At 71.8% G+C, this 26,530-nt stretch carries 26 protein-coding genes and 1 tRNA gene; 12 read left to right on the top strand and 15 right to left on the bottom strand.

What is annotated here, in order from left to right; genetic code table 11:
• On the bottom strand, positions 1 to 489 hold a 489-nt coding region (locus IE182_RS32715; protein ID WP_373303509.1), incomplete at its 3' end, for an MSCRAMM family protein.
• A gap of 676 nt (positions 490 to 1,165) precedes the next feature.
• Positions 1,166 to 1,240: transfer RNA gene (locus tag IE182_RS05970), tRNA-Trp, on the bottom strand.
• Between the two features lie 160 nt (positions 1,241 to 1,400).
• Between IE182_RS05970 and IE182_RS05965 the strand changes: the two genes are divergently transcribed.
• Positions 1,401 to 2,228, top strand: coding sequence for a class I SAM-dependent methyltransferase (locus IE182_RS05965; RefSeq protein ID WP_190108566.1), 828 nt, complete (start codon positions 1,401 to 1,403; stop codon positions 2,226 to 2,228).
• 118 nt (positions 2,229 to 2,346) lie between these two features.
• Here IE182_RS05965 and IE182_RS05960 read toward each other — a convergent pair whose 3' ends face one another.
• Together IE182_RS05960 and IE182_RS05955 are read right to left on the bottom strand one after the other, a co-directional pair.
• Entirely contained in the window at positions 2,347 to 3,336 is a 990-nt protein-coding gene (locus tag IE182_RS05960; RefSeq protein WP_190108565.1) for an ornithine cyclodeaminase family protein, read from the bottom strand.
• A gap of 213 nt (positions 3,337 to 3,549) precedes the next feature.
• Positions 3,550 to 4,065, bottom strand: coding sequence for an EF-hand domain-containing protein (locus IE182_RS05955; RefSeq protein WP_190108564.1), 516 nt, complete (start codon positions 4,063 to 4,065; stop codon positions 3,550 to 3,552).
• 442 nt (positions 4,066 to 4,507) lie between these two features.
• Between IE182_RS05955 and IE182_RS05950 the strand changes: the two genes are divergently transcribed.
• Both IE182_RS05950 and IE182_RS05945 read left to right on the top strand, forming a co-directional pair.
• On the top strand, positions 4,508 to 4,927 hold the full coding sequence (locus IE182_RS05950; protein WP_190108563.1) for a hypothetical protein: 420 nt from the start codon (positions 4,508 to 4,510) through the stop codon (positions 4,925 to 4,927).
• Positions 4,928 to 4,938: 11 nt separating this feature from the next.
• The gene (locus IE182_RS05945; RefSeq protein WP_190108562.1) at positions 4,939 to 6,003 is read left to right on the top strand and encodes a cobalamin-independent methionine synthase II family protein; all 1,065 of its coding nucleotides are present in this window, start codon (positions 4,939 to 4,941) and stop codon (positions 6,001 to 6,003) included.
• Between the two features lie 139 nt (positions 6,004 to 6,142).
• Here IE182_RS05945 and IE182_RS05940 read toward each other — a convergent pair whose 3' ends face one another.
• Complete coding sequence (locus tag IE182_RS05940; RefSeq protein WP_190108561.1) at positions 6,143 to 7,651, bottom strand: IucA/IucC family protein; 1,509 nt, start codon at positions 7,649 to 7,651, stop codon at positions 6,143 to 6,145.
• Positions 7,652 to 7,700: 49 nt separating this feature from the next.
• Between IE182_RS05940 and IE182_RS05935 the strand changes: the two genes are divergently transcribed.
• A complete protein-coding gene (locus tag IE182_RS05935) occupies positions 7,701 to 9,251 on the top strand; it encodes an IucA/IucC family protein (RefSeq protein ID WP_190108560.1) in 1,551 nt (516 codons plus the stop codon).
• A 12-nt stretch (positions 9,252 to 9,263) separates the two neighbouring features.
• Here the strand turns inward: IE182_RS05935 and IE182_RS05930 are convergent, their stop codons facing one another.
• Positions 9,264 to 9,662: a winged helix-turn-helix transcriptional regulator gene (locus tag IE182_RS05930; RefSeq protein ID WP_190108559.1), complete on the bottom strand. Its 399-nt coding sequence runs from the start codon at positions 9,660 to 9,662 to the stop codon at positions 9,264 to 9,266.
• 59 nt (positions 9,663 to 9,721) lie between these two features.
• On the opposite strand from IE182_RS05930, the gene IE182_RS05925 reads away from it, so the two are divergent.
• From IE182_RS05925 to IE182_RS05915, 3 genes are all read left to right on the top strand, one after another.
• The gene (locus IE182_RS05925) at positions 9,722 to 10,339 is read left to right on the top strand and encodes an NAD(P)-dependent oxidoreductase (protein ID WP_190108558.1); all 618 of its coding nucleotides are present in this window, start codon (positions 9,722 to 9,724) and stop codon (positions 10,337 to 10,339) included.
• The gene (locus IE182_RS05920) at positions 10,336 to 10,764 is read left to right on the top strand and encodes a nitroreductase family deazaflavin-dependent oxidoreductase (RefSeq protein ID WP_190108557.1); all 429 of its coding nucleotides are present in this window, start codon (positions 10,336 to 10,338) and stop codon (positions 10,762 to 10,764) included. Before IE182_RS05925 ends, IE182_RS05920 begins: the two co-directional genes overlap by 4 nt.
• Before the next feature lie 226 nt (positions 10,765 to 10,990).
• Positions 10,991 to 13,762, top strand: coding sequence for a LuxR C-terminal-related transcriptional regulator (locus tag IE182_RS05915; RefSeq protein WP_190108556.1), 2,772 nt, complete (start codon positions 10,991 to 10,993; stop codon positions 13,760 to 13,762).
• A 111-nt stretch (positions 13,763 to 13,873) separates the two neighbouring features.
• On the opposite strand, the gene IE182_RS05910 is transcribed toward IE182_RS05915, so the two are convergent.
• The 3 genes from IE182_RS05910 to IE182_RS05900 form a co-directional block, all read right to left on the bottom strand.
• On the bottom strand, positions 13,874 to 14,350 hold the full coding sequence (locus IE182_RS05910) for an SRPBCC family protein (RefSeq protein ID WP_229844608.1): 477 nt from the start codon (positions 14,348 to 14,350) through the stop codon (positions 13,874 to 13,876).
• Positions 14,351 to 14,372: 22 nt separating this feature from the next.
• Positions 14,373 to 15,995 carry an MFS transporter gene (locus IE182_RS05905; RefSeq protein ID WP_229844607.1) on the bottom strand — a complete coding sequence of 541 codons (1,623 nt, stop codon included), beginning with the start codon at positions 15,993 to 15,995 and terminating at the stop codon, positions 14,373 to 14,375.
• Between the two features lie 163 nt (positions 15,996 to 16,158).
• Positions 16,159 to 17,373 carry a penicillin-binding transpeptidase domain-containing protein gene (locus IE182_RS05900; protein ID WP_190108553.1) on the bottom strand — a complete coding sequence of 405 codons (1,215 nt, stop codon included), beginning with the start codon at positions 17,371 to 17,373 and terminating at the stop codon, positions 16,159 to 16,161.
• Positions 17,374 to 17,582: 209 nt separating this feature from the next.
• On the opposite strand from IE182_RS05900, the gene IE182_RS05895 reads away from it, so the two are divergent.
• On the top strand, positions 17,583 to 18,008 hold the full coding sequence (locus IE182_RS05895) for an ATP-binding protein (protein ID WP_190108552.1): 426 nt from the start codon (positions 17,583 to 17,585) through the stop codon (positions 18,006 to 18,008).
• A gap of 24 nt (positions 18,009 to 18,032) precedes the next feature.
• Here IE182_RS05895 and IE182_RS05890 read toward each other — a convergent pair whose 3' ends face one another.
• The 4 genes from IE182_RS05890 to IE182_RS05875 all read right to left on the bottom strand — a co-directional run bounded on the left by IE182_RS05890 (position 18,033) and on the right by IE182_RS05875 (position 21,226).
• The gene (locus tag IE182_RS05890) at positions 18,033 to 18,506 is read right to left on the bottom strand and encodes a Pycsar system effector family protein (protein ID WP_190108551.1); all 474 of its coding nucleotides are present in this window, start codon (positions 18,504 to 18,506) and stop codon (positions 18,033 to 18,035) included.
• Positions 18,507 to 18,907: 401 nt separating this feature from the next.
• The gene (locus IE182_RS05885; protein WP_190108550.1) at positions 18,908 to 19,351 is read right to left on the bottom strand and encodes a hypothetical protein; all 444 of its coding nucleotides are present in this window, start codon (positions 19,349 to 19,351) and stop codon (positions 18,908 to 18,910) included.
• Between the two features lie 133 nt (positions 19,352 to 19,484).
• On the bottom strand, positions 19,485 to 20,309 hold the full coding sequence (locus tag IE182_RS05880; protein WP_190108549.1) for an ABC transporter permease: 825 nt from the start codon (positions 20,307 to 20,309) through the stop codon (positions 19,485 to 19,487).
• A complete protein-coding gene (locus IE182_RS05875; protein WP_190108548.1) occupies positions 20,306 to 21,226 on the bottom strand; it encodes an ATP-binding cassette domain-containing protein in 921 nt (306 codons plus the stop codon). The genes IE182_RS05880 and IE182_RS05875 overlap by 4 nt, the downstream gene beginning before the upstream one ends.
• A 209-nt stretch (positions 21,227 to 21,435) precedes the next feature.
• Between IE182_RS05875 and IE182_RS05870 the strand changes: the two genes are divergently transcribed.
• From IE182_RS05870 to IE182_RS05860, 3 genes are all read left to right on the top strand, one after another.
• Positions 21,436 to 22,638 (top strand): sensor histidine kinase, encoded by a 1,203-nt coding sequence (locus IE182_RS05870; RefSeq protein WP_190108547.1) that lies wholly within the window; start codon positions 21,436 to 21,438, stop codon positions 22,636 to 22,638.
• Positions 22,635 to 23,327, top strand: a complete 693-nt coding sequence (locus IE182_RS05865; protein ID WP_190108546.1) for a response regulator — start codon at positions 22,635 to 22,637, stop codon at positions 23,325 to 23,327. Before IE182_RS05870 ends, IE182_RS05865 begins: the two co-directional genes overlap by 4 nt.
• A gap of 150 nt (positions 23,328 to 23,477) precedes the next feature.
• Positions 23,478 to 23,954: a DUF3592 domain-containing protein gene (locus tag IE182_RS05860; RefSeq protein ID WP_229844606.1), complete on the top strand. Its 477-nt coding sequence runs from the start codon at positions 23,478 to 23,480 to the stop codon at positions 23,952 to 23,954.
• Between the two features lie 129 nt (positions 23,955 to 24,083).
• On the opposite strand, the gene IE182_RS05855 is transcribed toward IE182_RS05860, so the two are convergent.
• The gene (locus tag IE182_RS05855) at positions 24,084 to 24,524 is read right to left on the bottom strand and encodes a hypothetical protein (RefSeq protein ID WP_190108545.1); all 441 of its coding nucleotides are present in this window, start codon (positions 24,522 to 24,524) and stop codon (positions 24,084 to 24,086) included.
• Positions 24,525 to 24,679: 155 nt separating this feature from the next.
• Positions 24,680 to 25,555: a LysR family transcriptional regulator gene (locus tag IE182_RS05850; RefSeq protein ID WP_190108544.1), complete on the bottom strand. Its 876-nt coding sequence runs from the start codon at positions 25,553 to 25,555 to the stop codon at positions 24,680 to 24,682.
• Positions 25,556 to 25,820: 265 nt separating this feature from the next.
• Here IE182_RS05850 and IE182_RS05845 point away from each other — a divergent pair, with 265 nt between their 5' ends.
• A complete protein-coding gene (locus IE182_RS05845; RefSeq protein ID WP_190108543.1) occupies positions 25,821 to 26,516 on the top strand; it encodes an SDR family oxidoreductase in 696 nt (231 codons plus the stop codon).
• Positions 26,517 to 26,530: the final 14 nt, after the last annotated feature.

Here is a 26,530-nt window from a genome sequence, read left to right as displayed (position 1 = left end):
GCTGTAACGGCCAGGGTTCGTGGTACAACCAACTGGCCCGTGACGGCGTATGGGCCTGCTCGGGCGCACCCATCCCGCCCGGCTACCGCACCACCAACCACGACCGTAACGGCTGCAACGGCCAGGGTGCGTGGTACCTCGTGCGCGCCTGACCGACGCTGATCGCGTCGGCCGGAGGCACCGTGCACCCCCGCGGCGCCTCCGGTGCGTGAACCGGGAAGCCACTGGGGGGGCGACGTCCCGCCGCGCCGCGCCCCACTCCCACATGCCGCGTATCTTGAGCCGGTGGATGCCGGGGGCGAGACCGGTGAAGGTCAGCTTGCCTTGGGCGTCGGTCTTGCCAGCGCCGGCTTCCTGGCCGGCCGCGTCGAGGAGGAATGCGGCGCCCGGGAGGACGGCGCCGGCCGGGTCCTTCTTGACGATGGAGACGCTGCCCGTGTCGGGCTCGGGCGTCTCGGTCGGAGCAGCGGAGGCGGAGGGCGTCGGCACGGGTGTCTGGGCCGTCGCGGCGCCGGGGCCCAGGCGAGGGGGGCGGTCACGGCCGCAGCACTCCAGCGGATCGCTGACGTCCCCGCCGCAGACGCCAAGCCCTGACTGAATACACCGGCCGACCACCCGCGTCCCGACCCACTCAAGGAGACGTGATGACAACCAACTCTGAGCCCCTGATCACGGACGAGGACGACGCATGCCCGTCCCGCCTCGGCGACCAGGTCGAGGACTGCGAAGCCTGCGGCGGCAGCGGAGACGACTGCATCATCTGCGGCGGTAACGGATGGACCGTCCCTGATCACTGCTGCGCGTGCGCCAGCTCCCCGTACTGCACCTGCTGCCCCACTGCTCCGCCACCTACATCGGCGCCTGCGAATGCCCCACCGAGGTGACCCTCGCCGACGGCACGACCAAGACCCTGCCGTCAGCGCAGGACATACCGGCCGACGCGTACCCAGCCGGGCGGCCAGTGCCGGCCGTGAGCGTTGACGAGGTCTCTGAATTGCTCGGCATCCGGCAGGTTGCCGAAGTTCTCGGTCCCGGTCCTGCGGTCGCGGCTCCCGCCCTCACGCCAGCGCACCTGAGAAAAACGGCGGGGCTGCCACAAGTGATGTGGCAGCCCCGCGTTGCATATTTCCGCTGGTCAGAGGCAGTGTGCCTGACTGACCGTCAGCAGGGGTGACAGGATTTGAACCTGCGACTAGCGGGTTTGGAGTCCGCTGCTCTGGCCGGGCTGAGCTACACCCCTTCGGCGTCGACAAGATCAGTTTGCCATGGCCGCGGGTGCCACGTCCACGGGATTTCCGCGACGGGTTCTTCCGCATCACGCGTCATGCGCCGCGCACCACGCGTCACGCGGAGTCTCGCCCCGGTGGCACCCGCGGGCCCGGTCCCGGATCGTGGGTGGCATGCGGGAGCGGGAGCGGCAGCGGTTCGACACGTGGGTGGCCGGGGACGCCTACGAGCGCTACATGGGCCGGTGGAGCCGCCTGGTGGCTCAGGAGTTCGTTCCGTGGCTCGGCTGCGGCGACGGGCTGCGGTGGCTGGACGTGGGCTGCGGTACGGGCGTGCTGACCGCGACGGTGGTCGCCCGGTGCCGGCCCCGGGCGGTGGTGGGCCTGGACCGTTCCGCCGGCTTCGTGGTCTCGGCCCGTGCCGCCGTCCGCGCACCGGCGTCCTTCGTGGTGGCCGACGCGCTGGCGCTGCCGGTGCGCGACGGCGGATGCGATGCGGCCGTCAGCGCGCTGGTGCTCAACTTCCTGCCGGCACCGGACGCGGCGACGGCCGAGGCGGTACGGGTGGTGCGACCGGGCGGGCTGGTCGCCGCGTACGTGTGGGACTACGCGCAGGGCATGCCGTTCCTGCGCCGTTTCTGGGATGCGGCGGCCGCCGTCGACCCGTCCGCCACCTCGCTGGACGAGGGCCGCCGGTTCCCGTTGTGCCGCCCGGGCCGGCTGCGGGCGCTGTGGGAGGGCGCGGGGCTCGCCGACGTGGTGGTCGCCCCGGTCGAGGTGCCCGCCGTCTTCGCCGGGTTCGCGGATCTGTGGGAGCCGTTCTTGTCCGGGCAGGGCCCGGCCCCCGGATACGTCGCCGCCCTCGCACCCGCCACCCGCGACCGTGTGCGGGACACGCTTCGCCAGATGCTGCCCGTGCAGCCGGACGGGTCGATCGCGCTGACCGCCCGCGCATGGGCGGTCAAGGGCAGGAGGCCGGCCCACCCGGACCCGGCTCTCTGACGCAGCCGTCCCGTCCACGGCATCAGCGGGGCCCTCGTCCTGTTCGCTCACCATGGTTCACGCCTTCGCGGGTGCCGGCGCTGCCGCCCTCGGGCCCCCTGCGGAGCCGTGCACCGGATCACCGCAGCGTGATCTCCTCGCCGACCGTCCGCTCGCGGGCGGCGGCGACGACCAAGGCCGCGGCCGCGGCGTCCTGCACGGCCACGCCGACCGACTTGTACAGGGTGATCTGCCCGGGCGAGGTGCGGCCGGGCTTCGTGCCGGAGACGAGTTCGCCCAGCTCGGCGTGGACGTGGTCGGCCGTGATGTGGCCGTCGCGGATCGGGACGAGCAGGTCGTTGCTGCCGGCGGGGAAGGGCGCGAGCGCGGCCTGTCGCGACTCGACGCAGACCAGGGCCTGGGCGATGGTGGCGTCGTCGATCTCGCGGCCGTCCGGGTTGTAGCCGACCGAAGTGACGTGCACTCCGGGAGTGAGCCAGGGGAGGCGGATGACGGGTTCGCGGCAGTGAGTGGTCGCGGCGGCGATGTCCGCGCCGTCGAGCGCCGCGGCGTAGGTGGGGGCCGCCCGTACGTCCGCGTCCAGGGCCTCGGACAGTTCGACGGCGAGGGCTGCGGCCTTGGCCGGGTCCCGGCCGGCCACGCGGATCTGCCGGATGGGGCGGACCCGGCTGATCGCGTGGGCGTGGGAGCGGGCCTGCGCGCCCGTGCCCAGGACCGCCAGCACGGTGGCGTCCTCGCGTGCCAGGAGCCGCGCGGACAGCGCCGAGCAGGCGGCGGTCCGCGCCGCGGTGATGGCCGTACCGTCCAGCAGGGCCGTGGGCTCGCCGGTGTCCGGGTCGAACACCATGATGACCGCCTGGTGGGTCGGCAGCGGGGTCCCGGCGTTGTGCGGGAAGAGGGAGACCAGCTTGCTCATGAGCACCGCGGCCGAGGGCACGTAGCCGGGCATGGCGGCCAGGAGCCCCTCCCGTTCGGGCACGAGCGCGGCGACGCGATCGGGAGCCGAGGCGCGGCCCGCGCTGAGGTCGGCCATCGCAGTGGCCAGGGCATCGATCAGCGCGTCCGTCTCAAGGAGGCCCTCGACCTGCGAGCGTCCGAGCACCAGCATCCGCCACACCCTTCTGGGAAGACTTCGTGAAGCGTCGCCCAGCGGCCTCGTTGCCCCGGTCGCGACACGCCGCCCCTCTTGGCACATCCATTCGTACACGACCCGGCGGATCAGCGTGAACGCCGGCGAGGGGACGCGGGGCCTGCCGGGCACACAAGCGGAACCGATGTACTGGACGATGAGGACTGGACGACGAGCCGCCTCCGGACGGGCTCACGGCGAGTCCGTCCGGCTGTACAGGGCCGCACCCACGGGGGAGGGGCCCCCGCTGACGTGCGCACGGACCGAGGCGAGGTAGTCGTCACGGATGACGTACCCGTCGCCGTCGGTGTCCAGCACGGCGAAAGCCGCTTCGATGTTGGTGACCGGATTACCCAGCGCCGTACGCAGGGCCGTGAACTCCGGCAGGTCCAGGGCGCCGTCCTCGTCGGTGTCGGCGAGGTCGAACAGCGCACTGAGCACGGGCCTGCAGACGGTGTCGAACGCCTCGGCGCCGGCCCATGCCGCGTACTCCTCGAAGGTCACTCCTCCGTCCCCGTTCGCGTCCATCGCCGCCCATGCCTTCTGCCCGGCCGCCCGTGCGCTGACGACGAGGGGATCGTCCTCGGCGCGTCCCGTCGCCAGGGCAACGCGTTCGGCGCGCGCGGAGTATTCCTCCTGCGAGATGACGCCGTCCCCGTCCGCGTCCAACATGGCGAAGACAAGTCGCTTTGCGGTGATGTCGTCCACCAGGGGTCCTTTCCATCGCGTTCGCAGGACCCATCGGGTCCGTCGGGTCCATCCGGTCCCTCGGGCCCCTCGGGTCCATCCGGTCCGTCGGGTTCGCGGCTGAGAGCCGTGTCCGCGCGTCCGGCTCTCCCTACCCGCGGTGCGCCCGGGCCCAAGGGGTGCCGGGACGGCTCGCGTTGCAGTGACGTGGTGCGCGGAGTGCGCCTCCCGCGCACACGTGGGATGCGCGCGGTCGGTCCGCTGCGAGAGCCGGGTGCCCGGGGAGGCGCCCGGGGTAGGCAGGGGCCGTGGCGGATCCGGACTGCTTGGAGGGCACATGATCGGCGGGCGCGGTGCGGCGGTGGCTCTGAGTTCCATGGCCTTGGTGGGAGCGTGCTGGGCGGGGGCTCCGGCCGGTCAGGCCGACGGGGGCAGGCAGAGAGACACCCCGGGCGTGCTGTGCGTGGGTGCCAGCGACAGCACCTACGACCCGCCCCTGACCCTCGTGCCCCGGCGGGCGCACATCACCGTGGACGCCCGCTACGTCTGCACCGTCGCTCCGGGCCGGACCCTGCCGGCCACCGGCTCGCTCGACGGGCAGTCCCCGGACGCGTCCTGCCTCACGCTGGGCGGAGCCCGCCTCACCGAGACCGTTCGCTATGCCGACGGCAAGAGATCACTGATCGTCTACGACAGCGGCACCACGCTCCGCGTCACCGACGTCCAGATCGTCAGGCTGACGGGCCACGTCACCGAGGGGCGCGGCAAGGGACAGCCGGCGCAGCGGACCGTTTTCGCGGGCTCCTCCCAGCTGCCCACGGAGTGTCTCTCCTCCGGTCTGCGCGGGAGCAGCGGCCGGGCGCAGCTGGAGGTCCACCCGTGACCGCGGCCTGCGTGGGAATCCCCACGGAGCCCATCGGCAGCATCCCCCGGCCCGCCGAGCTGCTCGACGCCACGGCGGCTCATGCAGCCGGCCGGATCGGCGACGACGAGCTGGCCGCCGCCCAGGACCGCGCGGTCCGCGACACCGTCCGCCGTCTGGAGGAGGTCGGTTCGCCGGTCGTCACCGACGGCGAGCAGTCCAAGCCCAGTTTCGCCACCTACCCGCTCGCCGGTGAGCTCCGGCTGGCACCCGACGGCGCCGTCATCCCCTTCGCCGACGGCCACCAGCGGCAGCTGCCCCGCCTGACGGCCGGACCGATGCGCTACGGCGTGCACGCCGACCGCTATCTGCGGGCCGCCCGTCGGCACGCGACCGTCCCCGTCAAGCAGGCCGTCATCGCCCCCTCGGCCCTCAGCCTGCTCTATCCGGCGGACGGCATCGACGGTTATCCCCGCGAAGCCTTCCTCGACGATCTCACCGCCGGCGCCGAGGCCGAGATCCGTGCTTGCCTGGATTCCGGCGCCCACGTGGTCCAGCTCGATTTCACCGAAGCCCGCCTCGCGCTGAAGCTGGACCCGTCAGGTGACCTGCTGGAGCAGTTCATCACGCTCAACAACCGCGTTCTGGAGCGCTTCACCGCCACCGAGCGGGCCAGGATCGGCGTGCACACCTGCCCGGGCGGCGACCAGGACTCCACCCACAGCCTCGACGTCGACTACGCCGGGCTGCTGCCCGGGTTGCTGCGGCTCGAAGCCGGGGCCTTCTACGTCCAGTTGGCCAGTGAGCCGGACCCGGAGAGGGTTCTCGGCATCCTCGCCGACCACCTGCCCGGGCAGGCCCGGGTCTTCGTCGGGGTCACCGACCCCCTCGACCCCCGCGTCGAGACCCCCGAAGAGGTCCGCGACCGGGTCCTGACCGCCGCCCGCCACCTGCCCCTGGACCGCCTGGGGACGTGCGACGACTGCGGCTTCTCGCCGTTCGCCGACGACACCTCCACCTCGCGCGACACCGCCTTCGCCAAGATCCGCGCCCGGATCGAGGGCACCGCCCTGGCTGCCCGGAAGCTGACCGGCTGACGGCACCGGTGCCGCGCACGCCGACGTCGCAGGGCGGTCCGGTTTCGCCGGGAGGCGACCGGACCGTCCCTGCCGGACCGGCGCGGGACGGGATCGCCGGGCCGGGATCGCCGGGGCGGGCCGGGCGGGGCGGCCACGTTCAGCAGAGCAGGGCCGGATTGGGCAGCAGCGCCCATTGGTCACCTCCCGGAGCCAGCCGCATCAAGGTGAGCGCCTTTGCCGGAAGCCGCTCCGTCATGAGGGCCCGCAGGTCGGGGGTCGGGGGCAGGCCCTGGGTGGCGGCCCGGAGGATCGTGCCCAGGGCCGAGGCGCTTCCGGCCAGCGGGCCCAGGGCGCCCGTGACCAGGCAGCCGAAGACCTTGCGGCGGAGAACGGCGGGATCGTCGTTGAGCAGTCGGCCGGTCAGCGGTGGCGGTGAGAGCGCGTGGCGGGCCAGCCGGACGGGGCTGATGCGGACGTCGGCGAGGTCGCGGTAGACGAGTCGCCGGGCCCGGCCCTCCCCGTCGAGGACGGCGAGGAGGTTCTGGCCGTGCGCCTCCAGGGCCACCCCCAGGCCGAGCAGGTCCAGGCAAACCTCCACGGCCAGGTGCGCGAACTCGATGATCCGGCTCTGCCGCTCGCCGGGCGCGAACGGGGCGAAGTACGCGGGCAGTTCCGCCACCGGCACCACCTGCTCCCTCGGCCCGGCGTGCACGTACGGAGACTGCCGTAACACCGCTGCCAAGTCCGGTGTGCCCGCTCCGGCCGCCGCCAGGGTCCGGGCGATGTGCAGCCGGCCACCGAGGCGTTCCGCGGCACGTTCGACGGCGTCGGAGGTGATCAGGGCGTTCTCCACCGAATAGGCGGAGATGTCCCGCACCGCGGAGGTGAGCTGGGTGCTCAACGCGGTTTTGACGTGCACGTTCCGGCCGAGGTCGAGCGTTCGCAGGGCCAGCAGCGGCTGGGCCTTGGGCCCGGGCAGCAGGGCCCGGCCGGTCAGGGTGTGCTCGGCCTGCCACGGGTGCACCGGAATCAGCGTGAGCCGGCCGTCGCGCAGGTCCGCCGGCCACGGGCCGCGCACCGTGGCGCCGGCCACCGGTGCCAGTCGCAGGCTCACCACCGGCCGGTGTTCCGGCGCGTACGCCAGCTGATCGGCGGCCGAGAAACCGGGCCGGGACCGGCAGGCGGGGTGATAGGGATGCCCGTCCGGCGACTGCTGTTCCCACTCCCATGGGGCCGCAGGCGGGCCCGCGGCACGAGGGGCGGTGCGGGAGAGCGCCATCGATGCGGTGCTGTGGTCGATCTCGGCGGCGACACGCTCGCCCCCCGGCACGGCCAGGGCCGTCAGCAACCGGGCCGGGTGATCGAACGGGCGGCCGTCCAGCTCGACGCAGGCGACCGCCGTCCCCGTCGCCCAGGGGTCCGACGGCGGACCGTGCAGGCACCGCCCGTCCGCCAACCGCAGCCTGACGCCGTCACGCCCGGCGAGACGGCTCACGACCCAGGGCAACGGCTCGTGAACGAGCCCCCGCCACAACCGCGCCAGCACCGCGGCCCGCGCCCCGGGCAGGCCGGCGACGTAGGCATCGGCCAACTCCGGGCGTATCTCGCCCAATTGCTCTGACAGCTCCCGTTCGGCGGCGGTACCGCACACGCGATTCCCCTCCATACGCCGGCACGTTCCGCACACACTCATGCCCGATACATACTGATGCCCGATGCATGACTTCGCCCGAGTCGCCGAACAACTGTCCATAACGCCTCTGCTCAACTGTCTGCTTCGCGAGGCCGCCGAACCGGCCTGGACCACGTCCACCGGCCACGCCGTCCACCGCCTGCGCGCCAGCGGCCGACTGCTCCGCGTGCGCACGGGCCACCGGCCCTCCTCGCCCGCACTGTGGAACGATGCGGCCTGGCACCTCCTGCATCACGCCGACCTCATCGACCTCACCGCCCAGGAGATGCGGGCCCTCACCGCGCGTTCCAACCCCGCCCTGGTCGCCGAGATGCTCGCCAGCCGCGAGGCCCTGGAGGCCATCCTGGCCGCCCGGGCCCACACCGCCCCACCCCACGACCTGTGGCTGCGCTCCGAACAGGCCCTCGTCATGGGCCACCCCTTCCACCCGGCCCCCAAGGCCCGCAGCGGCGGTGGCCCGCCCGCCGCCTGGCTGCGCTACGCCCCCGAGGCGTACGCCCGCTTCCCGCTCCTCCTGCTGGGCGTCCGGGAGGACACGGTGATCGACGCCGGAGACCCCCGTGCCCTCGACGCCCTGGGCCAGGCCCCGCCCGGCTACCGCCTGCTGCCCGCCCATCCCTGGCAGTTCGCTCTCACCCACCACCTGCCGGCCGTGCGGACCGCCTTCGCCGAGGGCCGGCTCGTCCGGCTGGGCACCACACCCTGGCAGGCCCGGGCGACCTCCTCGGTGCGCACGGTTCATGTCCCCGGCAGCCCCGAGCGCCCTGGATCGGCCGACCTGTTCCTGAAGTTCAGCCTGGAGGTGCAGATCACCAACGACGTCCGGCGGATGCGGCGGCACGAACTGCGCCAGGGGCGCCGCACCGACCCACTGGCCACTGCCGCCTTCGCCGCCATGGCAGGGCCCGCGGCCTGGTTGAGCGAACCCGGGCACCGCACGGCCCGCGGCCTTGAGGAGATCTTCCCGGTCCTGGTCCGCGACGGTCTGGACGGCCACCTGCTGCCGGGCGCCACCACGGTGCTGGCCGCCGCGCTCACCGAGGACTTCGACGGAAACCCCCTCGACCGCCTCAGCGACCCGCTGCACTGGTGGTCGGCCTACCTGGGCCGCGTCGTCCCACCCGTGCTGGAGGCGTACGCCCGGCACGGCGTGGCGGTCGAGTGCCACCTGCAGAACACCCTGATCGCCGTGGACGCGGACGGCAATCCCGTCCAGGCCGTCTTCCGTGACACCGAGGGCGCCAAAGTCATCCCCGGGACGCCGCGCGAGGCGGCCTGGCAGCGCTTGGTGTACTGCCTCGTCGTCAACAACCTCAGCGAGATCGCCAACGCCCTCACCCACCGTTTTCCCGGGGCTGCAGGTGCACTGTGGCCGGCCGCGCGGCTGGAGTTCGAGCGGTACGACAAAGAACGCGGCTTGCCCGAGACCGCCACCCTCCTCGCGATGTCCACCGTCCCGGCCAAGGCCAACCTCCTCTCCCGCTGGATCGCCGCGGACGGCACTCAACCCCGCTACCTGCCCGTCCCCAACCCGCTGGCCGTCCACCCCGATGCGGTGGGCGGTAGCCTCTGACGGGCCGGACGACTAGACCGGCACCCTCGACAGTCCCGCCTCCTGAGCGTCGATCAGCTCGTCCCAGTGCTCCCGGGTCCACTCGCACGCCGCGTCCAGGGGGCCCAGCAGCCCCCGGCCGAGCGGGGTCAGCGCGTACTCGACGCGCCGCTCCGGGGTCTCGTGCTCGGCCCGGACGACGAAGCCGTCGCGCTCCAGGCTGCGCAGGGACTGGGTCAGGGACTTCGAGGTGATGCCCCGCAGCGGGACCTTGAGCTCGGAGAACCGACGCGGGCCGTCTTCGAGGCAGCGCAGGATCAGTGAGGCCCACTTGTCCCCGACCCGGAACGGGACCAGCGGGGACGGGCAGACGGGGTCGAACATCTCCGGATCCAGGGGCGGGGGAGTGGGCTGCGGCGGGAGCTGGTTCATGATCCGTACGGTAGACCGGTATCCGATCGGTAACCACCTCTTTCCCTAGGGTCTGCCACATGACGAACCACAGAGGGATCAGCAAGGGCAGGGTCATCGTGCTCGGGGCCGGCGGCCGGGTCGGGCGGGCAGCCGTCGCGGAGGCACGGACACGCGGGTACGAGGTCACCGAGGCGGGCCGCGCGGACGGGGACGTCACCTCGGCGGCGGACGTGGCCCGGCTGGCGGCCGGTCACGACGCCGCGGTGGTCGCCGTCCACGACCAGACGGCGGCACCGGGCGTGTTCTTCCCCGCAATGGCCCGCGCCCTCGCGGCGGGCCTGCCGCAGGCGGGGGTCGGGCGGCTGGTGTCGGTCGGGCTCGCCTCCGTACTGCCGACGGGGGCCGGGACGCTGCTGATGGACACCCCCGGATATCCGCAGGAGTGGCGGGAGTTCTACGCCGGCCACGGCGCCGGGACCGAAGCGCTGCGGGAGGCAGCGCCGCAGGCGCTGGACTGGGTGGTGCTGAGCCCGGCCGGGGACTTCGACCACGCGGGCGGACCGGCCGGCGGTTACGCCGTCGCTCCGGCCGATGCCGGCTCCCGCATCACGCACGCGGACTTCGCCCGAGCTCTGCTCGACGAGATCGAGGTGCCGTCACTGCACGGTACGCACGCGGGGGTGACCGGGGCATGACCCTCACCGAATCCGTCGTGGACAGCCCGAACCCCTGGGTCGCCGAACACATCCGGCGCTTCGAGGAGACCGCCGGACAGCCGCGGCCCGGGATCTCGGATCTGCTGCTCACCACCCGGGGCCGCCGGTCCGGGCAACTGCGCCGCACGGCACTGGCCTACGTACGGGACGGTGACGTGTACGTCCTGACGGCCTCCAACGCGGGCGCGGACCGCCACCCGTCCTGGTATCTGAACCTGACGGCGGACCCTGTCGTCACGCTCCAGGTCGGCGCCGAGACCTTCCTGGCGACCGCCCGCCCCGCGAGCCCGGCCGAGGCGGAGCGCCTGTGGCCGGTGGTGGTGGCCGAGATGCCCTCGTACGCGGCTTATCGAGACGCGGCGCACCGGGAGATCCCCCTGATCCTCGTCACGCGTACGGGGTGAGGCCACCGCGGCGGGCCCGACGGTGGAGGGTCTCACGCTCTGCGCGTCGATCACGCAGGCCGACGGCGTGGCGGGGGCGGGCAGCCGGCCGCCGGGCCGCAGGTTGACCGGTTTCCAGCGGTAGGTCAGCCCAGAGTGGGGAATTTCGCGACTTTTGGCCTACATCATTCCTCTCGGGCGTCCCGTGTGGAGCGGCGCCGCGTGCACCGAGGTGGAGGAGTTGGGCATGGGGAAGGTGCTTCTCGAACGCGATGAAGCGGTATCGGCCGCGGCGAGGGCAGGAGAGTCCGCGCGGGCCGGCGAGGGACGATGGCTGGTGTTCGGTGCGGTGGCGGGGATGGGGCGTACTGCCCTGTTGAGGGAGGTGACGGGGCGCGAGGCGGCGGGCGGGACGATGAGCGTGCTGCACGCGGGCTGTTCGCCGGAGGAGTCGGGGTTTCCCTTCGCTCTCGTGCGCCAGCTCTTCCCCGAGGCCGGGGAGGTGCCCTTCGCGGACCTGCCGGCTGCCGAGGAGCAGCGGGTCTTCCACCGTCTTGTGTCCCGCTTGGCACGGGCCGCCGCTCGGCGGCCCGTGCTCCTGGCCGTCGATGACCTGCACGATGCCGACATGGCCTCACGTCGTTGGATCGGCTACCTGGCCCGTCGACTGGCGGGCTTACCCGTGCTGCTGGTCCTGACCGAGTGCTGGGAGGAGGGCGCCACCGTGCTGCCCGATGCGACGGGCACGTCCGTCGTGCTCCGCCCGCTGGGCCCGGAATCCGTAGCCCGCCTGGTGGCTGCCCGCGGACACGACGCCGACCGGGCCGCGTTGTGTGTCCGGGCGTGCGCCGGCAACCCGACGCTGGTGCACGCCCTCCTCGCCGACTTCCGCGAGGGTCCGCTGCCCCGCACGCTGTCCCAGCTCGGCGGAAGCTGCTACCGCGACGCGATCGTCCACTGGATGCAGGCCCGGGCGACTCCATGGTCGCGCCGTACCGCCTTGGCACTCGCCGTAGCCGGGGGCGGCGCCTCATCGCTCGGTGGCGCCCTGCTCCACGAGACTGCCGGCCCCTTCCCGGAACACCGTGCCACGCCGGTGAGCGCGTCCGTCCTCGGCCGCCTCTTCTCCCACCCGCTGGCACGCGAAGCCGCCCTCGCGGCGGTCGACCCGGCCGAACTGGGAGCACTGCGCGGCCGTATCGCCCGCCTGCTCGACGAGCGCGGTGCACCTGCGGCGAACGTCGCCGCCCAGCTGCTCCACCTCGACCGGCCCGGTGAGGAGTGGATGACGCAGTCCCTGGAGGACGCGGCCGAGGACGCCGTACGCGGCGGCCGGGTCGACCAGGCCATCGTCCTCCTCCGCCACGCCCTCACCGCTCCGCTCACCCCCGCCCGCCGCGCCGGGCTCACCCTGCGCCTCGGTGCCCTGGAGCTGCCCCACAGCGCGGATGCCGGCATCCGCAGGCTGCGCGCGGCGCTGGAGCTTCACGTCGACCGCCATGAACGCGCCGCTGTCGCACCCGCCCTCGGCGCGGCGCTCGTCGCCCGGGGCCGCACGGACACCGCCATGCGGGTCATGCGCCAAGTGGGCAGCTCCGTGGATGACGGCGAACTCGTCCGGGTGCTGCAGACCACCGCCGCCGTCATGGCCTCCCACGACGCGGTCGCATGGCGCAATGCCGTCGCCCACATGCGGGAACTGGCGGCGACGGCCCCCGCCGCCTTCGAGCCACTCGCCTGCGGCCTGGTCACCGAGTACGAGGTCGGGACCGGCCGGCTTTCGGCCACCGAGGCCCTCGACCGTGTTCTGCCACGGCTGGCCGCACCGGTGGACCCCCGGCTCCGCAGCGGCTGGCTGGGGAGCGCGGCCACCTTGCTGCAGTGGGCCGACCGGCTGGACGAGGCACGCGCCTTCACCGAAGAGGCCCTCCCCGCGCCGCCCGCGCTCCCGGACCTGACGGACATCGGCCGACAGTGCCTGATCAGCGTGCGCGCCGAAGCCGCCCTGTGGGCCGGAGACTTCCGGCGCGTGACCGCCGAGAACGCCCCGCTCCTCGACGCGTGCACCGGGCAGGGGATCCGCATGCCCCACCTGACCTCCATGGTGGCACTCGCCCACTACGAACTCGGCCACCGTGCCCAGGCCCGGCGGCTGCTGGCCACGTTCGACGAGGAGGGCGCCGACAGCTCCTGGGAATGGAACGAACTGCGCTATGCCAGGGCCTTTCTGCACAGGGACGAAGGCAACTGGCAGGCCGCCCTCGACGACTACCTCTCCTGCGGCCGTGGTCAGAGCGCCCGCGACTTCGTCAGCCCTGTGGCCACCCCCTGGCGCTCCGGCGCCGCCCTCGCGCTGGTCGGCCTCGGACAGCCGGCGCGAGCCCTGGACCTCGCCGAGGAGGAACTGCGCCACGCACGGACCTGGGGGACACCCCGCGTGGTCGGCCGAGCCCTGCGGGCCCACGCCGCGGCCGTCGGCGGCCGCCGGGGGCTCGATTCGCTGAGCGAGGCCGCAGCCTTGCTGAGGACCGCACCGGCCCCCGTCGAACTCATCGAGACCCTCCTCGACCTGGGCCACGCACGGATCGACGCCGGGAACAGCCGCAAGGGTCGCGAGGACCTGCACGAAGCCCACGCCCTGGCACTGCGCCTGCTGTCACCCGGCCCCGAACACCCGGACACCCCGGACGCGCCTGCCACGGCTCCCGCCACCGGACGCCTGCTCCGCGCCGCCGACAACGCCCTGCGAGCCAGCGGCGCCCGCAGGACCCGCCAGGGCACGACGGGCAGCGCCGCACTCACCCGGGCGGAGCGGCGCATCGTCGAGCTGGCGGCCCAGGGCCAGACGAACGCCCAGATCAGTGCGGCACTCCACCTGGCCCGCCGCACCGTGGAGACCCACCTCACCCACGCCTACCGCAAACTCGGCGTGACACGCCGCACCCAGCTCGCCAACCGTCTGACCGGGACAGGCGCGGCAGTCTCCTCCAGCACGCGGAGCGTCACCACACCCGCCTGACCCGCGCCGCCGCCCTCGCGACGTCGTGGTGTCCGTCCCCGGGTGCTCGCCGCGGCCGGGTTCGTCTGCGTCCGAGGTCGCCGGTACCGATGGTCACCTTGGTCGACGACATCACCTACCGGAGACAAGCTCGGCCAGATGGTGCAGCGAGTTGGTGAGATGCTCAGGGCCGAACGGCGGGAACTGGATGTACTCCCGGATGAACGGTGGCACCGCCGACCAGTCGTAGGTGAGCGTCACCTCGGTCTCGGACGGGCCGAGCGGTGCAAGGTCGTAACGCCAGATCCAGCCGCCGAACTCCAGGTGACCGTCGCCCTTCTCCTCACCTGTCAGCCAGCCGATGGCGCGCGGCGGGTCGAACACCTGGACCTTGTTGGCCACCTGGTAGTCACCGTTCGGATGGTTGGCGTGATACATGTCCATCCGGAAAATCTGCCCCACCTCGGTCAGCGGCGCCCGGTCGACGGCTTCCTGAACCCATCCGGTGCCATCGATCGCGGAATGGGTCGTCGGGTCCGCCAGCACCGCGAACACCCTCGCGGCGGGCACCGCGACCATCAGGGTGGCGCTCACGTTCTCCTGGTCCACGCTGTGCACGCTCCTCGTCACCTCATGCCGGGGGCCAAGTTTCGGGGGGCCGGGGAGGCGGTCTCCCCCTGCGCATCCTGCGACACGCCAACCGCGACCGGACCGTGATGGGCAACGTCACCCCGACGTACCCGGCTTTCGAAGACACGGCCAGCGCGCCGTGACGACTGCCTGATGCCAGAGGGCAGGTGTTCGATGGTCGACGGGTGCTGTGCCCCCGCCCCGAGCCGGCCGGCCAGAACACCGACCTGCTGCTACGGACGGCTTCGGGCTCACTCGGCAAGGCTCCAGGGAGAGGACCATGGACCGCAGCTTCTGCTTCGGCGGCGCCGTCGTCGGGGGCCGTTGGTTCGGGGAGGCTGGGCAGGAGCAGGCACAGCGGGACGGCGGCGGCGGTGAAGGCCACCGACCACCAGAAGGCGGTGCCGAAGCCGTCGGCCAGGGCGCTTGGGGTGTGGGCGTCGCCGGTGCTGTGCTGGAGGACGACAGCGAGGACGGCGACGCCCACTGCGCCGCCGATCTGCTGGGTGACGCGGGTGATGATGCTGGCGTCGGGGATCTCCTCGTGCTCCAGCCTCACGTAGGCGGCGCCCATGGGCGCGATCACGGCGGCACCCAAAGCGATGCCGCGGACGAACAGCGCGGCCATGAGCAGGACCTCGCTGGTGTCGGCGGTGACGAAGGCGAACGGCACGGTGGCTGCGGCGACAAAGGCGAATGCCGCGACGGCGACTCCGCGGGGGCCGATGCGATCGGTGTACTTGCCTGCCAGGCTGCGTGCGAGGAGCGCGCCGACACCCTGCGGGATGAGCAGCAGCCCGGCGCCGAGGGCGTTCTCGCCGCGGACCTGCTGAAGGTACAGGGGCAGCAGCATCATCGACCCGAACAGGGAGATGCCGCCCAGGAACAGCAGGGTGGAGGAGGAGGCCACCGCGCGGTGGCGGAACAGCCGCACGTTGACCAGGGCGCCGGTGGTGCGGGTCAGCGCCCAGGCGATGAAGCCCCCGACCAGGGTGAGTCCGCTGATCAGCGGGATGAGGACCTTGGCGCCGGCGAAGCCCGCGCCGCCCTCGGCCTGGGAGAGGCCATGGACGAGGGCGGCGAAGCCCGGGCAGAGCAGGAGCAGGCCGACGACGTCCAGGCGGGCGTGGGGGCGGTCGGGTGCGGGCCGGTCGTCGGGCAGATCGCGCCGGGCGAGCCAGCCGCCGACGACGCAGAAGGGAATGTTGACGAAGAACAGCCAGCGCCAGTCGGCCAGATGCAGGACGAGGCCGCCGAGGACCGGGCCGAGGACCGGGCCGAGTGCGGTGGGCACGGTGATGACGGCCATGAGCGCCCGTACGGTGCCGCCGGCCACATGAGCCAGCAACTGACCCCCCAGGCAGATGCCCAGGACCGGTGCCCCGGTCTCCAGCGCCTGGGCCACGAGTGCCCGCGTCCGCGCGAGCCAGGGCGCACGCCCGTCCTCGTCCGGCAGGTACCCGCCACCGAGGACGAGGAGGGCCCGGTGCTCCAGGCGTGCGGGGATCTCCGCCCCGTCGTAGGCCGCGATCACCTCCAGCTCCAGCCCGTCTTCGGTCAGCCAGTCACCGAGACGGCCCGCACCGGCACGCGGGTCGTTCTGTACCACCAGAAGCCGTGGCACGTACACACCTCCGTCCGGGAGTGCCGGTCTCACGAGCCGCCCACTGACCGGTCCCAAGAAGCCCTTGCCCGGTCACAACCCGGTCGCCACGCCCCCCACCTCCGTACGGACCAAGGGCGGCCTGCCGCGCCTCTGTACCGACCTCAAGGCCCGAAGGCTGACCTCAGCCGGTTGCCGCCTTCGCCATACGGTCCACGACCGGTGCCGACGGGGCCGTGCCGCTGGGCGCGGCTTCGTCCGCCCGTACCGCCACTCCCAGCAGATGGCCGTCCGCCGTGCGCAGCAGGGCCACCGACCACGCGTTCTTGTCCGTACGGGTCGTCAGCTGACCGGACGACAGTGCCGAACGCAGCTGGGCCGCTGTCTCCTGCTTGATCACCTGTCGGCCCGCCGCCGCGTAGCCCGCCGGCTTCTGCACACTGCCGTCGCCATGCACGATCCGGTCCACCAGTTGCGGGCCGATCTGCCTGCCGCCGTTTCCGATGACCGCCATCACCCTCGCCATCTGCAGCGGCGTCGCCGTCGTCTCCCCGTCGCCGTACGTGCTTTCCGCAACCTGCACCGGCATCTTCAGCTGCTCGTCGTTGAAGCCGAACGCCTCGGCCGTCGACCGCACCGCATCCGGGCCCACCTCCGCCGCCATGGCGGTGAAGACCTCGTCGCACCCGTTTCGCAGCGCCTGCCTGATCGAGGCGTTCTGGCAACCGCCGGTGCCGCCCGGCCCGTGTGCCGGCGTGTCCACCGACGCGTATAGCCCCTTCTCCAGCGCCGCTGCCGCCACCACCGCATGGAACGCCCCGCCCAGCGGAACCGCCTGCCTCAGGGCGCGATCGAGCAGGGGATGGTCCTGGTTCCCGGTCAGTTCCTCCCACGCCCCCTTGTCCGCGAACGTATTCCCGCTGAACGCCGACGGGTCGTACGAGGGCGCGCTCACCAGCGCCCGGACACGGCCCGTCTCCACATCGAGGGCCACCGCCGCGCCCTTTCGTCCCCGTAGGCCGTCCGCCGCCGCCCGCTGCAGCGCCGGGTCGACGGTGGTCTCCACGGTGCCTCGGACGTCCTTGTAGATGCCTTCCAGACCCGCCGCCCCGTACGCCAGCGACCGGTACCCCGTCACCGCCGAGTACAGCTCTCCGTCCGAGTAGGTGCGCTGGTAGGGGATTTTGGTGTTCCCCGACGGTTTCGTGCCCGTGACCGGCCGCCCCGCCACCAGGATGTCGGCCAGGCCCTCCTTCGCCTTGTGCGGCGGGGAGGATTGCGCCTTCGGCGCCTTCTCCTCCGCCCCTCCACCGGACGCGCACCCTGTAGCGCCGGCAGCGAACAACGTCATCAGAGCCGCCACGGGCAGGGCGGCCCGGCGTCGGTTTGTCGTAGGCATGATCAACATCGTACGGGTGCCCCGAGGCCGGCCGGACTTGCTCTCTTGGGGCCTGGCCTGCATCTTCTCCCATCGCGGGGTGGGCTTGCCGGGTCAGCTGAGTCTGCTTCCCGCGGTCCGGCTACGCCGGTGATGCCTCCGTGTCCAGAGGCGCGCCCGGCTCGTTCTCGTCGTGACGGTCCATCTTCCTGACGTCTGAAGGAGTCCCGATGCGACGAGCCCTCGCGACGGCAGCCATCGCCGCGGCCGCCCTGAGTGTGAGCACCCTGGGAATGAGCTCCACCGCTCATGCGGCCGACCGGCCGCAGGCTCCCGACCTGAGTGACGTGAGCGCCGGCGACCCCGCCAGCCTGAGCACGATGGTGGACGGGACCGCCAGGAAGACGACGGGACTGGCCGGCGACGCCGGGAGCAAGGCGGTCAAGAAATCGGTGCCCACGGCCGGCCGGACAGGCGGCACCGCGGTGAAGGAGTCGGTCTCCGCCGTCCAACGGGGCACGGGCACCACGGCAGGGTCGGCCGGCGAGCTCGTGGGCGAGACGGCAAAGGCGGCCACCGGGCAGGGCCTGCCGGTCGGCGGCCGGCCGGCGAAGGCACTGGGCCCCTTCCGCCTGCCCGGGGGCCGTTCCGTCTGAGTTCCGGCCGGGCGGTCTTCTCGTCTACTCGACGAGGGCGGCGAGGAGGCCCGTCGCGAGGATGAATACGGCGATGGCAGTGAGGTCGACGGCCAGCCGCAGCAGGCGGAACTTGTGGCGGGCGATCTGTGAGCGCCGCAGGAGGCGTTCCGCACGGCGGTCTGTTGCGAGGTCTTCGAGTACTTCCTCCGGGCTGGTACAGGCTGCCCAGTGCAGATAGGTGCCGGCAGGAGGGAGGGAGCCGCCGAACGTGGGCCGGATTGCCAGGAGCGAAGCCACCATGGCGATGACGAAGCCCATTGCCGCGAGCGCGACGAGGACGGCGGGGAGCACCGGCAGGCTGCGGCCCGGGGCGACGGCGACGATGACGGACAAGAGGATGCCCAGCGCGGTGACGAGCGCCGTGGCCTTGTTGTCGGCTCGGCCGATCTCGGTGGCCACGTAAGCCTGGGCTCGTAGGAGTTGTTCGTCCGTGGTGTGCGGTTCTGGTCGGGTCATGCTGCAGCGCCCGGTATGACAGTGGGCCCGATGCCCGTGAACCGCGCCGCAGGTTCGTGCGCCGGGCCGTGCGGCCGTCTGTCGCGTAGGCCGCGAGGTCTGGTCTTGACACGGACACTGACACTGCTGCGCATGAGGTCCTCCGTTGCTGTGGCGCATCCGGTGGTGCATCGGTGCGGGCGGAGACTTGCCGGTTGCCCCTCGCCCCAAACCTCGATCACGCCCTGGCCATCGCCGGGCGTCGGCCGTGGTGGCTGACGTCCCCTGAGCCCGGCGGAGCACATGGCGCGCTTCCATGGCGCCGCTGTCCGTGGAAGCGGGTGCCGACCGGGCACCACGTGCTCCCCGTCCCTGACGCCGGGGCCGGCGAAGACGATGGGGCAGATCCCGCTTGCGGGGCCCTACTTGTCCATGTTCAGCCCGATCGCCACCATCGCGCCGAGTACGACGATGACGAGGCCCACGATCCAGGCCAGGCAGCCGGCGGTCGTCTTCACCGTCTTCCGTGCTTCTGCCCGGCGGCCCAGTTCCTCCGGTGTCGCGGCCGGCCCGAAGGCCCGCCACAGCGCGCGGACGCACCAGTAGGGGCTCATGACGATTCCGTAGACCAGCAGGCAGAGGTAGTAGAGCAGCTCCAGGAACTGGGCGACGAACGCCACGGCGGCCAGGAAAGGAAGCAGCAGGATGCCGACCAGCAGGCCCTTGTCGTCGAGGACCCTGTCGAGCCGCGGCTTGGGTATGCGACGCCGAGGCCGGCGCAGACCAGCCCTTCCGTCAGTGGCTGAGGGGATGCCCGTGGGCGGTGTGGTGGCTGGTGGTGCCTGGTACATGTGCTGCTGATCCATAGCGCGCGAGCCTACCGGCCGCTCCACATGAACCTCCGCGGCTGCCGGCAGCGCGGTGCAGGGCGAGGCGGCCCCGGCGGTGTGCGTCGCGTATCCCGTCCCACGACCGCGTCATGGCGAACACTCGGCCCGTTCACACGTCGCGGCGCCTCACGACGAGCACGGCAAGCGCGACCGTGATCAGCGGCCAGAGTGCGTACACGATCCAGGAGCCGGTGACCGTGGCGGTGTAGCCCAGGGATCCGGGATCCGGCTCCCAGGTTTGGACCAGGCGATTCCATGCGGCCGACACCAGCGCGTGTTTGATGTCCGCCGACCAGCGGTTGCTCTCCGAGAACATGGTGGGCAGCATCAGCAGGGTGAAAACGCTGGTGACCATGGTCCCGGCGGCATGCCGGAGCAGAACGCCGAGGCCCAGACCGACCAGGGCACAGACCGGAGCCAGCAACGCGGATGCCACCAGCGCCCGGAACACTCCGGGGTGGGTGATCGGAACGCCGGCATGGTGCCCGTCCAGGATGGCCTGGGAGACCAGGAAGGAACCTGTGGAGGCGGCCGTGCCGACCGCGGTCCACAGCGCGGCGGTGACGGCCGCCTTGGCCAGCACCACCGAGCCGCGGGCCGGGACGGCCACGGTGGTGGTGCGGATCAGCCCGCTGCTGTACTCGCTTACGACGGTGAGGGCGCCCATGCTGCTGGCGACGAGTATCAGCGTCCAGTAGCCGGCCGCCGGGTAGGCGTCGTAGGGCAGGAAATCAGCAGATCCGGAGCGGGCGGCCTTGTCCGCGAGCGAGGCCACGGCGGCGGACCCGATGACGAACAGGACGGTGAGGGCGATCGTCCACGGGGTGGAGCGCAGGGACCGCAGCTTGATCCACTCGGAGGCGAGCAGGTCCCGGAAGCGGACGGGCGGGCCGGCGACGGGGGTGGTCAGGGGGACGGAGGCGAGTGTGGTCATCGGGACTGTCCTGCCTGGTATTCGACGCTGTCGGCGGTGAGTTCCATGAAGGCCGTCTCCAGTGAGGCGGTGCGGGTGGTCAGTTCGTCCACTCGGATACGGTTCTCGAAGGCGAGCGCTCCGATGCGGTCCGCCGGGAGCCCGGTCACGGCAAGCTTCTCGGCGCCCGCCGAGCCCTCCGGCTCGACCGAGGCGCCCGCCGCGGTCAGCACGGCTGCCAGCTCGGCGGCCTGCGGTGTCCCCACCAGGACGCTGCGACGGGTGCCGCGGGCTGCGAAGTCACCTACCGACTCGGCGGCGATGAGGCGGCCTCGGCCGATGACGACCAGCTGGTCGGCGGTGTTCTCCATCTCCGACATCAGGTGACTGGACAGGAAGACCGTGCGTCCCTCGGCGGCCAGGCGCCGGAAGAGCTGGCGTACCCAGAGCACGCCTTCCGGGTCCATGCCGTTGATCGGCTCGTCGAACATGAGCACGGGCGGGTCGCCGAGGAGGGCCGTGGCGATGCCCAGCCGCTGCTTCATGCCGAGGGAGAATCCGCCGATGCGGCGCTTCGCCACCTCGGCCAGCCCCACCTCCTGAAGAACCTCGCCCACGCGGCGCCGCGGGATGCCGTTGCTGCGGGCCAGGGCGGACAGGTGGGCCGCTGCGCTGCGTCCGCCGTGGACCTGGCCGGCGTCGAGGAGGGCGCCGACGTGCCGCAGTCCGCGCGGGTGGTGGCGGAAGGGGACGCCGCTGACGGTGGCGGTACCGGTGGTGGGAGCGTCCAGGCCGAGGATCATTCGCAGCGTGGTGGACTTGCCGGCTCCGTTGGGGCCGAGGAACCCGGTGACCTGGCCCGGCCGGACGGTGAAGGACAGATGGTCGACGGCTGTCTTGCTGCCGTAGTGCTTGGTGAGTTCGTTGACTTCGATCACGGCACCCACACTGCCGGGGGCACCCCTGCCCGGACATGGGGCCGTGGGCGGCAATCGTGTGGCCGGCCTTCGCCCGTGGGCGTACGTCCCCGGGCTGATGCCGCGCGGGTGGTGGCCGGTTAGTCTCGCGGCGTGAAACCGATAACGATCATTCCGTTGCCGGTGCGCGTTGCGCACCGCGACCTGCTTCCCACGACGGCACGCCGCCGATGACGACGACGAAGGCCGTGGCGTGGGCGGGGGGCGCCTCCTACCTCCTCGTGGTGGGCCTGCTGGTAGGGGGCGCGTCGCAGGCGTCGGGCACGGTTCACGGTGTCGGGGCACTGCTGGCCGTGAGCCTGCTCGCCGGCGTGGTGCCACGGATGCCGCTGCTGGCCTGGGCCATGGCACTCTTCGGATCCACCGCTGTGGTGGCGGGCACTCCGGGCTCCGTCCACGAGAGCCTGGCGGCGTCGTACCAGGGCCAGTTCCTGTCGTACCTGGCGGTGGACCTCCTCCTGGGCTTCATCGTCGCCACCCGCGCACGACGGGCTTCGATCGTCGCCGTGGCCGTTTCCTTCGCCGTGCAGCTCCTGGTGATCGGCGTCTTCGCGCACGGGGACAACCTGACCGTCAACGGGTTGATCGCTCTCCTGGCGATGGCCGCATCCTGCATAGCCGGTCTGCTCCGTCGCGAGCGTCGCGAGCACGCGGTGGCGCTGCGTTCGCAGGAGGTGGCCGAGGCCGTGACCGCCGAACGGCTGCGGATCGCACGGGAGCTGCACGACATGGTCGCGCACAGCATCGGCATCATCGCCATCCAGGCCGGTGTGGGCAGCCGGGTCATCCAGACCCAGCCGGCAGAGGCCCGCGAGGCCCTGCGCGCCATCGAGGCCACCAGCCGGGAGACCCTGTCGGGCCTTCGGCGCACGCTGGTCTCGCTCCGCCGGACCGAACGAGGCGTGACGGCCTCGGAGCAGTCATCGCTCGCTCCCGCGCCGGGGCTGGCGGACATCGAACGGCTGGCGGCGGCGACCGCGGACGCGGGGGTACGCGTCGACGTGCGCCGCAGCGGGAACCAGCGCCCGCTGCCCGCCGACATCGATCTGTCCGCCTACCGCATCGTGCAGGAGGCGCTGACCAACGTGGTCCGCCATGCCGGCACCGGGCGGTGCCGGGTGGCCATCGACTACGGGGACGAGGAGCTGTCCGTGGAGGTCGTCGACGACGGACGTGGTACCACGGTCGTCGACGACGGGCGTGGTACCACCGGGCACGGCTCGGCCAACGGATTCGGCATCATCGGCATGCGCGAGCGGGTCAGCCTGCTGGGCGGCCGCCTCAGCGTCGGCCCGCGTCCCGAGGGCGGCTTCCGGGTGGCGGCCCGGCTGCCGCTGCCCGCACCCCTGGGGGTTCCGGTGGAGGCCCGATGACCATCCGCATCCTGCTCGCCGACGACCAGCCGCTGGTACGGTCCGGCCTGCGCGTGATCATGGCCGACCACCCCGATCTGGACGTCGTCGGTGAGGCCGCCACCGGCACCGAAGCGGTCCGGCTCGTCGGCGAGCTCCGCCCCGACGTCGTGGTGATGGACATCCGGATGCCCGGCATGGACGGGATCGAGGCCACCCGCCTGATCACAGCTGGTCGGGCGACAACGTTTCCGACGACGCCGTCTCCGGTGACGACCCGCGTCCTCGTCCTGACCACCTTCGACGAGGACGAGCACGTGTACGGCGCGCTCCGGGCGGGCGCGAGCGGCTTCGTGGTCAAGGACATGGCGCTGGACGACATCCTCGCGGCGGTCCGCGTGGTCGCCGCCGGCGACGCCCTGATCGCGCCGGGCGTGACCCGCCGTCTGATCGCGGACTTCGTCGGGCGCCCCGAAGTGGCCCCGGAGCGCTCTCCACGGCCAGTCGAGGGCATTACCGAGCGGGAACGGGAAGTGCTGACCTTGGTCGGACGCGGCAGGTCAAACACCGAGATCGCAGAGGACCTCTTCATCACCGTGGCCACCGCCAAATCGCACGTGTCACGGCTGCTCACCAAACTGGGCGCCCGGGACCGGGTCCAGCTCGTGATCACCGCCTATGAGATGGGGCTCGTCACGCTGCCGCGCTGATGGCACCCCTGGGCGGCGGTCTCGGCGACCGGAACCCTGATGTGTCGGCCGGTCCCCGGCGGCCCGGTGCCGGACCGTCCGGGGCGGGAGCATGGCGACCGAGAGCCTGGGATAGCGTCCCCCTCGCTTGTCCGTAGTGAAAGGGACGTCGTGCAGATCCAGTTTCAGGCGCGTGGGCGGGGTGCCCGCCGGTGGCTCACGTTCGGGATGACCGCAATGGGGGCGTTGTCCTTGGTCGTCGGGCTGGTCCTTGCCGGGGTGTCGGTTTCCTTCCTGACGGATGCGGAAAGGGCCCAGGGCACAGTGGTGGCCCTGGACTGGCGAGAAGATCACGGCGGCGGATCCCGCAAGGTACGGGTCGACGACCAGTCTGTGGCGTACCCGGTGGTCGAGTTCACGTCGGCGGATGGCACGCCGAGGAAGTTCCGGGACTCTGCGGGTTCCAATCCACCGTCGTACGAGGTGGGTGAGCATGTCGAGGTGCTCTACCGCCCGGATTCCCCGGAGGACGCGCGGATCAAGGGGTTCATCTCGCTGTGGCTGGCGCCGCTGATCTTCGGTGGGATCGGGCTGTTGTTCATGGGGATCGGCACGGTCATCGCGTTGGTCACCCGGCGACGTCCCTAGGGCGGGTCCGAGGGGACTCTGTCCCGTCCGGCTTCGCGGCAGTCAACTGCCTCGCCGACTCGACGCGGCCGGATTGCAAACCAGCTCCGGCCAGGGGCGCGCGTCCGGAGAATCGGTTCCCCGGAACCCTCACTTCAGCGTGTACTCGCACATCTTGTCGGACTTGCCGCCCTGATTGTCCGCCACCTTCTTCCCGTCGACGGTGATGACGCAGGGCGCTGCGTGCAGCATGCCGTCGGGGCCGGGTACCGAGCCGGGAACGACGGACACCACGTGGCCGGCCTTCTTCTCGGCGTCCGTTGTCAAGGTGATGGTCGAGGTCTTCTTCCAGGGCAACTGCACCTGCTCCATCTTGTTGGTTTCCAGGTTGTAGTAAACCGACGACGTGCCGGTGCCGAGGACTTCCAGGGTGACCTCGTGCTTGACCTCGCCGCTCCCGCCTTCTGGCTTCGCCTTCGGTTGCGCGGACGTAGCGGGCTTATCGGCGGTCGCCGAGCTGTCGTCGCTGCCGCATCCCGTCAGCAGAGTCGCGGTCAGGGCCAGAGCCGCACCCATGATGATCTTGCGCATGTTTCTCCCCCTGGTGGACAAGTGAAAGATCTTAATGGTGATCACGGTGGCTGCCGTGCAGTAGCCGGTCGGTCACCTCCTTCCTCTGGTGAGCTGCATGCGCGGGCTCCTCGCCCATCACCAGGGCCGAGGCGTTCGCGGAGTACGACTCCCCGTCAGTCCGAGGACGGCGCGGGCGCCAGGCTCGCGGCTCCGAGCTTCTCCGCCCTCTCCGAATCGCCGGAGTGCCGGCGCAGCGTTGCGGTGGCGATGTCCAGGAAGTCCGCTACGGGACCCGCGCAGCTGCTCTCCGGCACCGCCAGGCAGGTTTCGATGGGCGGGGCGTCGGTGACCGTCCGGTAGACGAGATCGGGGCGGGAGTACGAGCCCGCGATGCTGACCGGGACGAGCGCGATGCCCTGCCCGGAGGCGATGAGCTCGAACTTCTCCTCCAACGAGGACGTCCGCCGCGCCCCTCGGTCGAGGATCGGCTCACCGTCGAGATCGGCCGACGTGAGGGCGTGGCAGCCGGCCAGCGGATGCGTCACCGGCAGGCACGCGACCTTGGTCTCGTGACCGATGGGGACGGTGTGCAGCCCCGAGTCGTCGAAGGGGCGTCGGAGGTATCCCACGTGCGCGCGGCCATCGCGCAGCGGCGCGTCCCGTTCCCACCAGCGCAGCGGAACCACATCGATCTCGACCTTCGGATGGCTCACCGTGAACGCCCGGATCGCGTGCGACACGTGCAGGCCGGGCGAGAAGGCGACGACGAGCCGTTGTTCGCCTCGCTGTGCCTCGTGCACGCGCCGCAGCGCCACGTCCACCACCGTGGTGATTCTTGACGCCTCGTCATACAGCTGCTTTCCGGCGGGGGTCAGCTCGACGCTGCGCGTGGACCGCGTGAACAGCTGGCATCCGAGCTCCTGCTCGAACGCGCGGATCTGGCGGCTGAGGACCGGTTGCGCGATGAACAGCGCCTGTGCCGCCCGGCCGAAGTGCCGATGCTCGGCCACCGCGACGAAATAGCGGAGCTTTCGCAGGTCCAGATCCATGCCGTAACGGTATCAATGCGGTCCGAAGGGTATTGGACCCCTGACCGAACCACTCGGAGACTTGCAGCGTGATCGCCACCATCACTCCGACGGTCGACATCGCCGGTCAATTCCCGCAATTCCCGTGCTCTCCGGCTGGAAAGCGCCCCGTCCTGCGATGCAGACATCAAGGTCATCGTGCGCGACTCCATCGAGCCTTCCTGCGACGACGGCCGTGAACGACGCTTCGCGACAGTCCTGACGTTTTTTCCATGAGAGGGATCACATGAACGACACCCGCAAGACCGCCGTCATCATCGGGGCCTCACGGGCCTTGGGTCTCGGGCTCGCCGCCGAGTTCCTCCGCCGCGGCTGGGACGTCATCGGCACGGTCCGCAGGAGTCGGCGCACCGGTCTCCACGACCTGGCCGACGCATCCGGAGGGCGGCTGACCGTCGAGTCGCTGGAGATGACCGAGCCGGTGCAGATCTCGGCACTGGGCGACCGACTGGCACGGCGCACTCTCGACCTGCTCTTCGTCAACGCTGCCATCGCGCGCGGCGATGTCCCGATCGGTGAAGTCCCGACGGACATGTTCACCGAAGTCATGATCACCAACGCACTCAGCCCGATGCGCGTCGTGGAGTCCCTCGGCCCGCTGGTCGCGCCGACCGGGACCATCGGCGTCATGTCCTCCGACCAGGGAAGCATCGCTCTGAACACCGAAGGCGGGCAGGACCTGTACCGAGCCAGCAAGTCCGCGCTGAACCAGTTGATGCGCAGCTACGCCGCCCGCCACGCCGAGGACACGCGGACGCTGCTGCTCATGGACCCGGGTTGGGTCCGCACCGAACTCGGCGGACCCGACGCCGACCTCAGTGTGGAGGAGAGCGTTCCCGGTGTGGCGGAGACGATCGAGCGCCACCAGGGGGAGCCTGGCCTCCACTTCCTTGATTACGAGGGGAAGGTCGTGCCCTGGTAGATCTGGGTCCGCTG

Origin of the sequence: Streptomyces cinnamoneus (genome assembly GCF_014650495.1) — a bacterium.
GTDB lineage: Bacteria > Actinomycetota > Actinomycetes > Streptomycetales > Streptomycetaceae > Streptomyces > Streptomyces cinnamoneus.
Note: the sequence above shows the minus strand (reverse complement) of the source record. Positions and strands in the feature narration are given on the sequence as shown.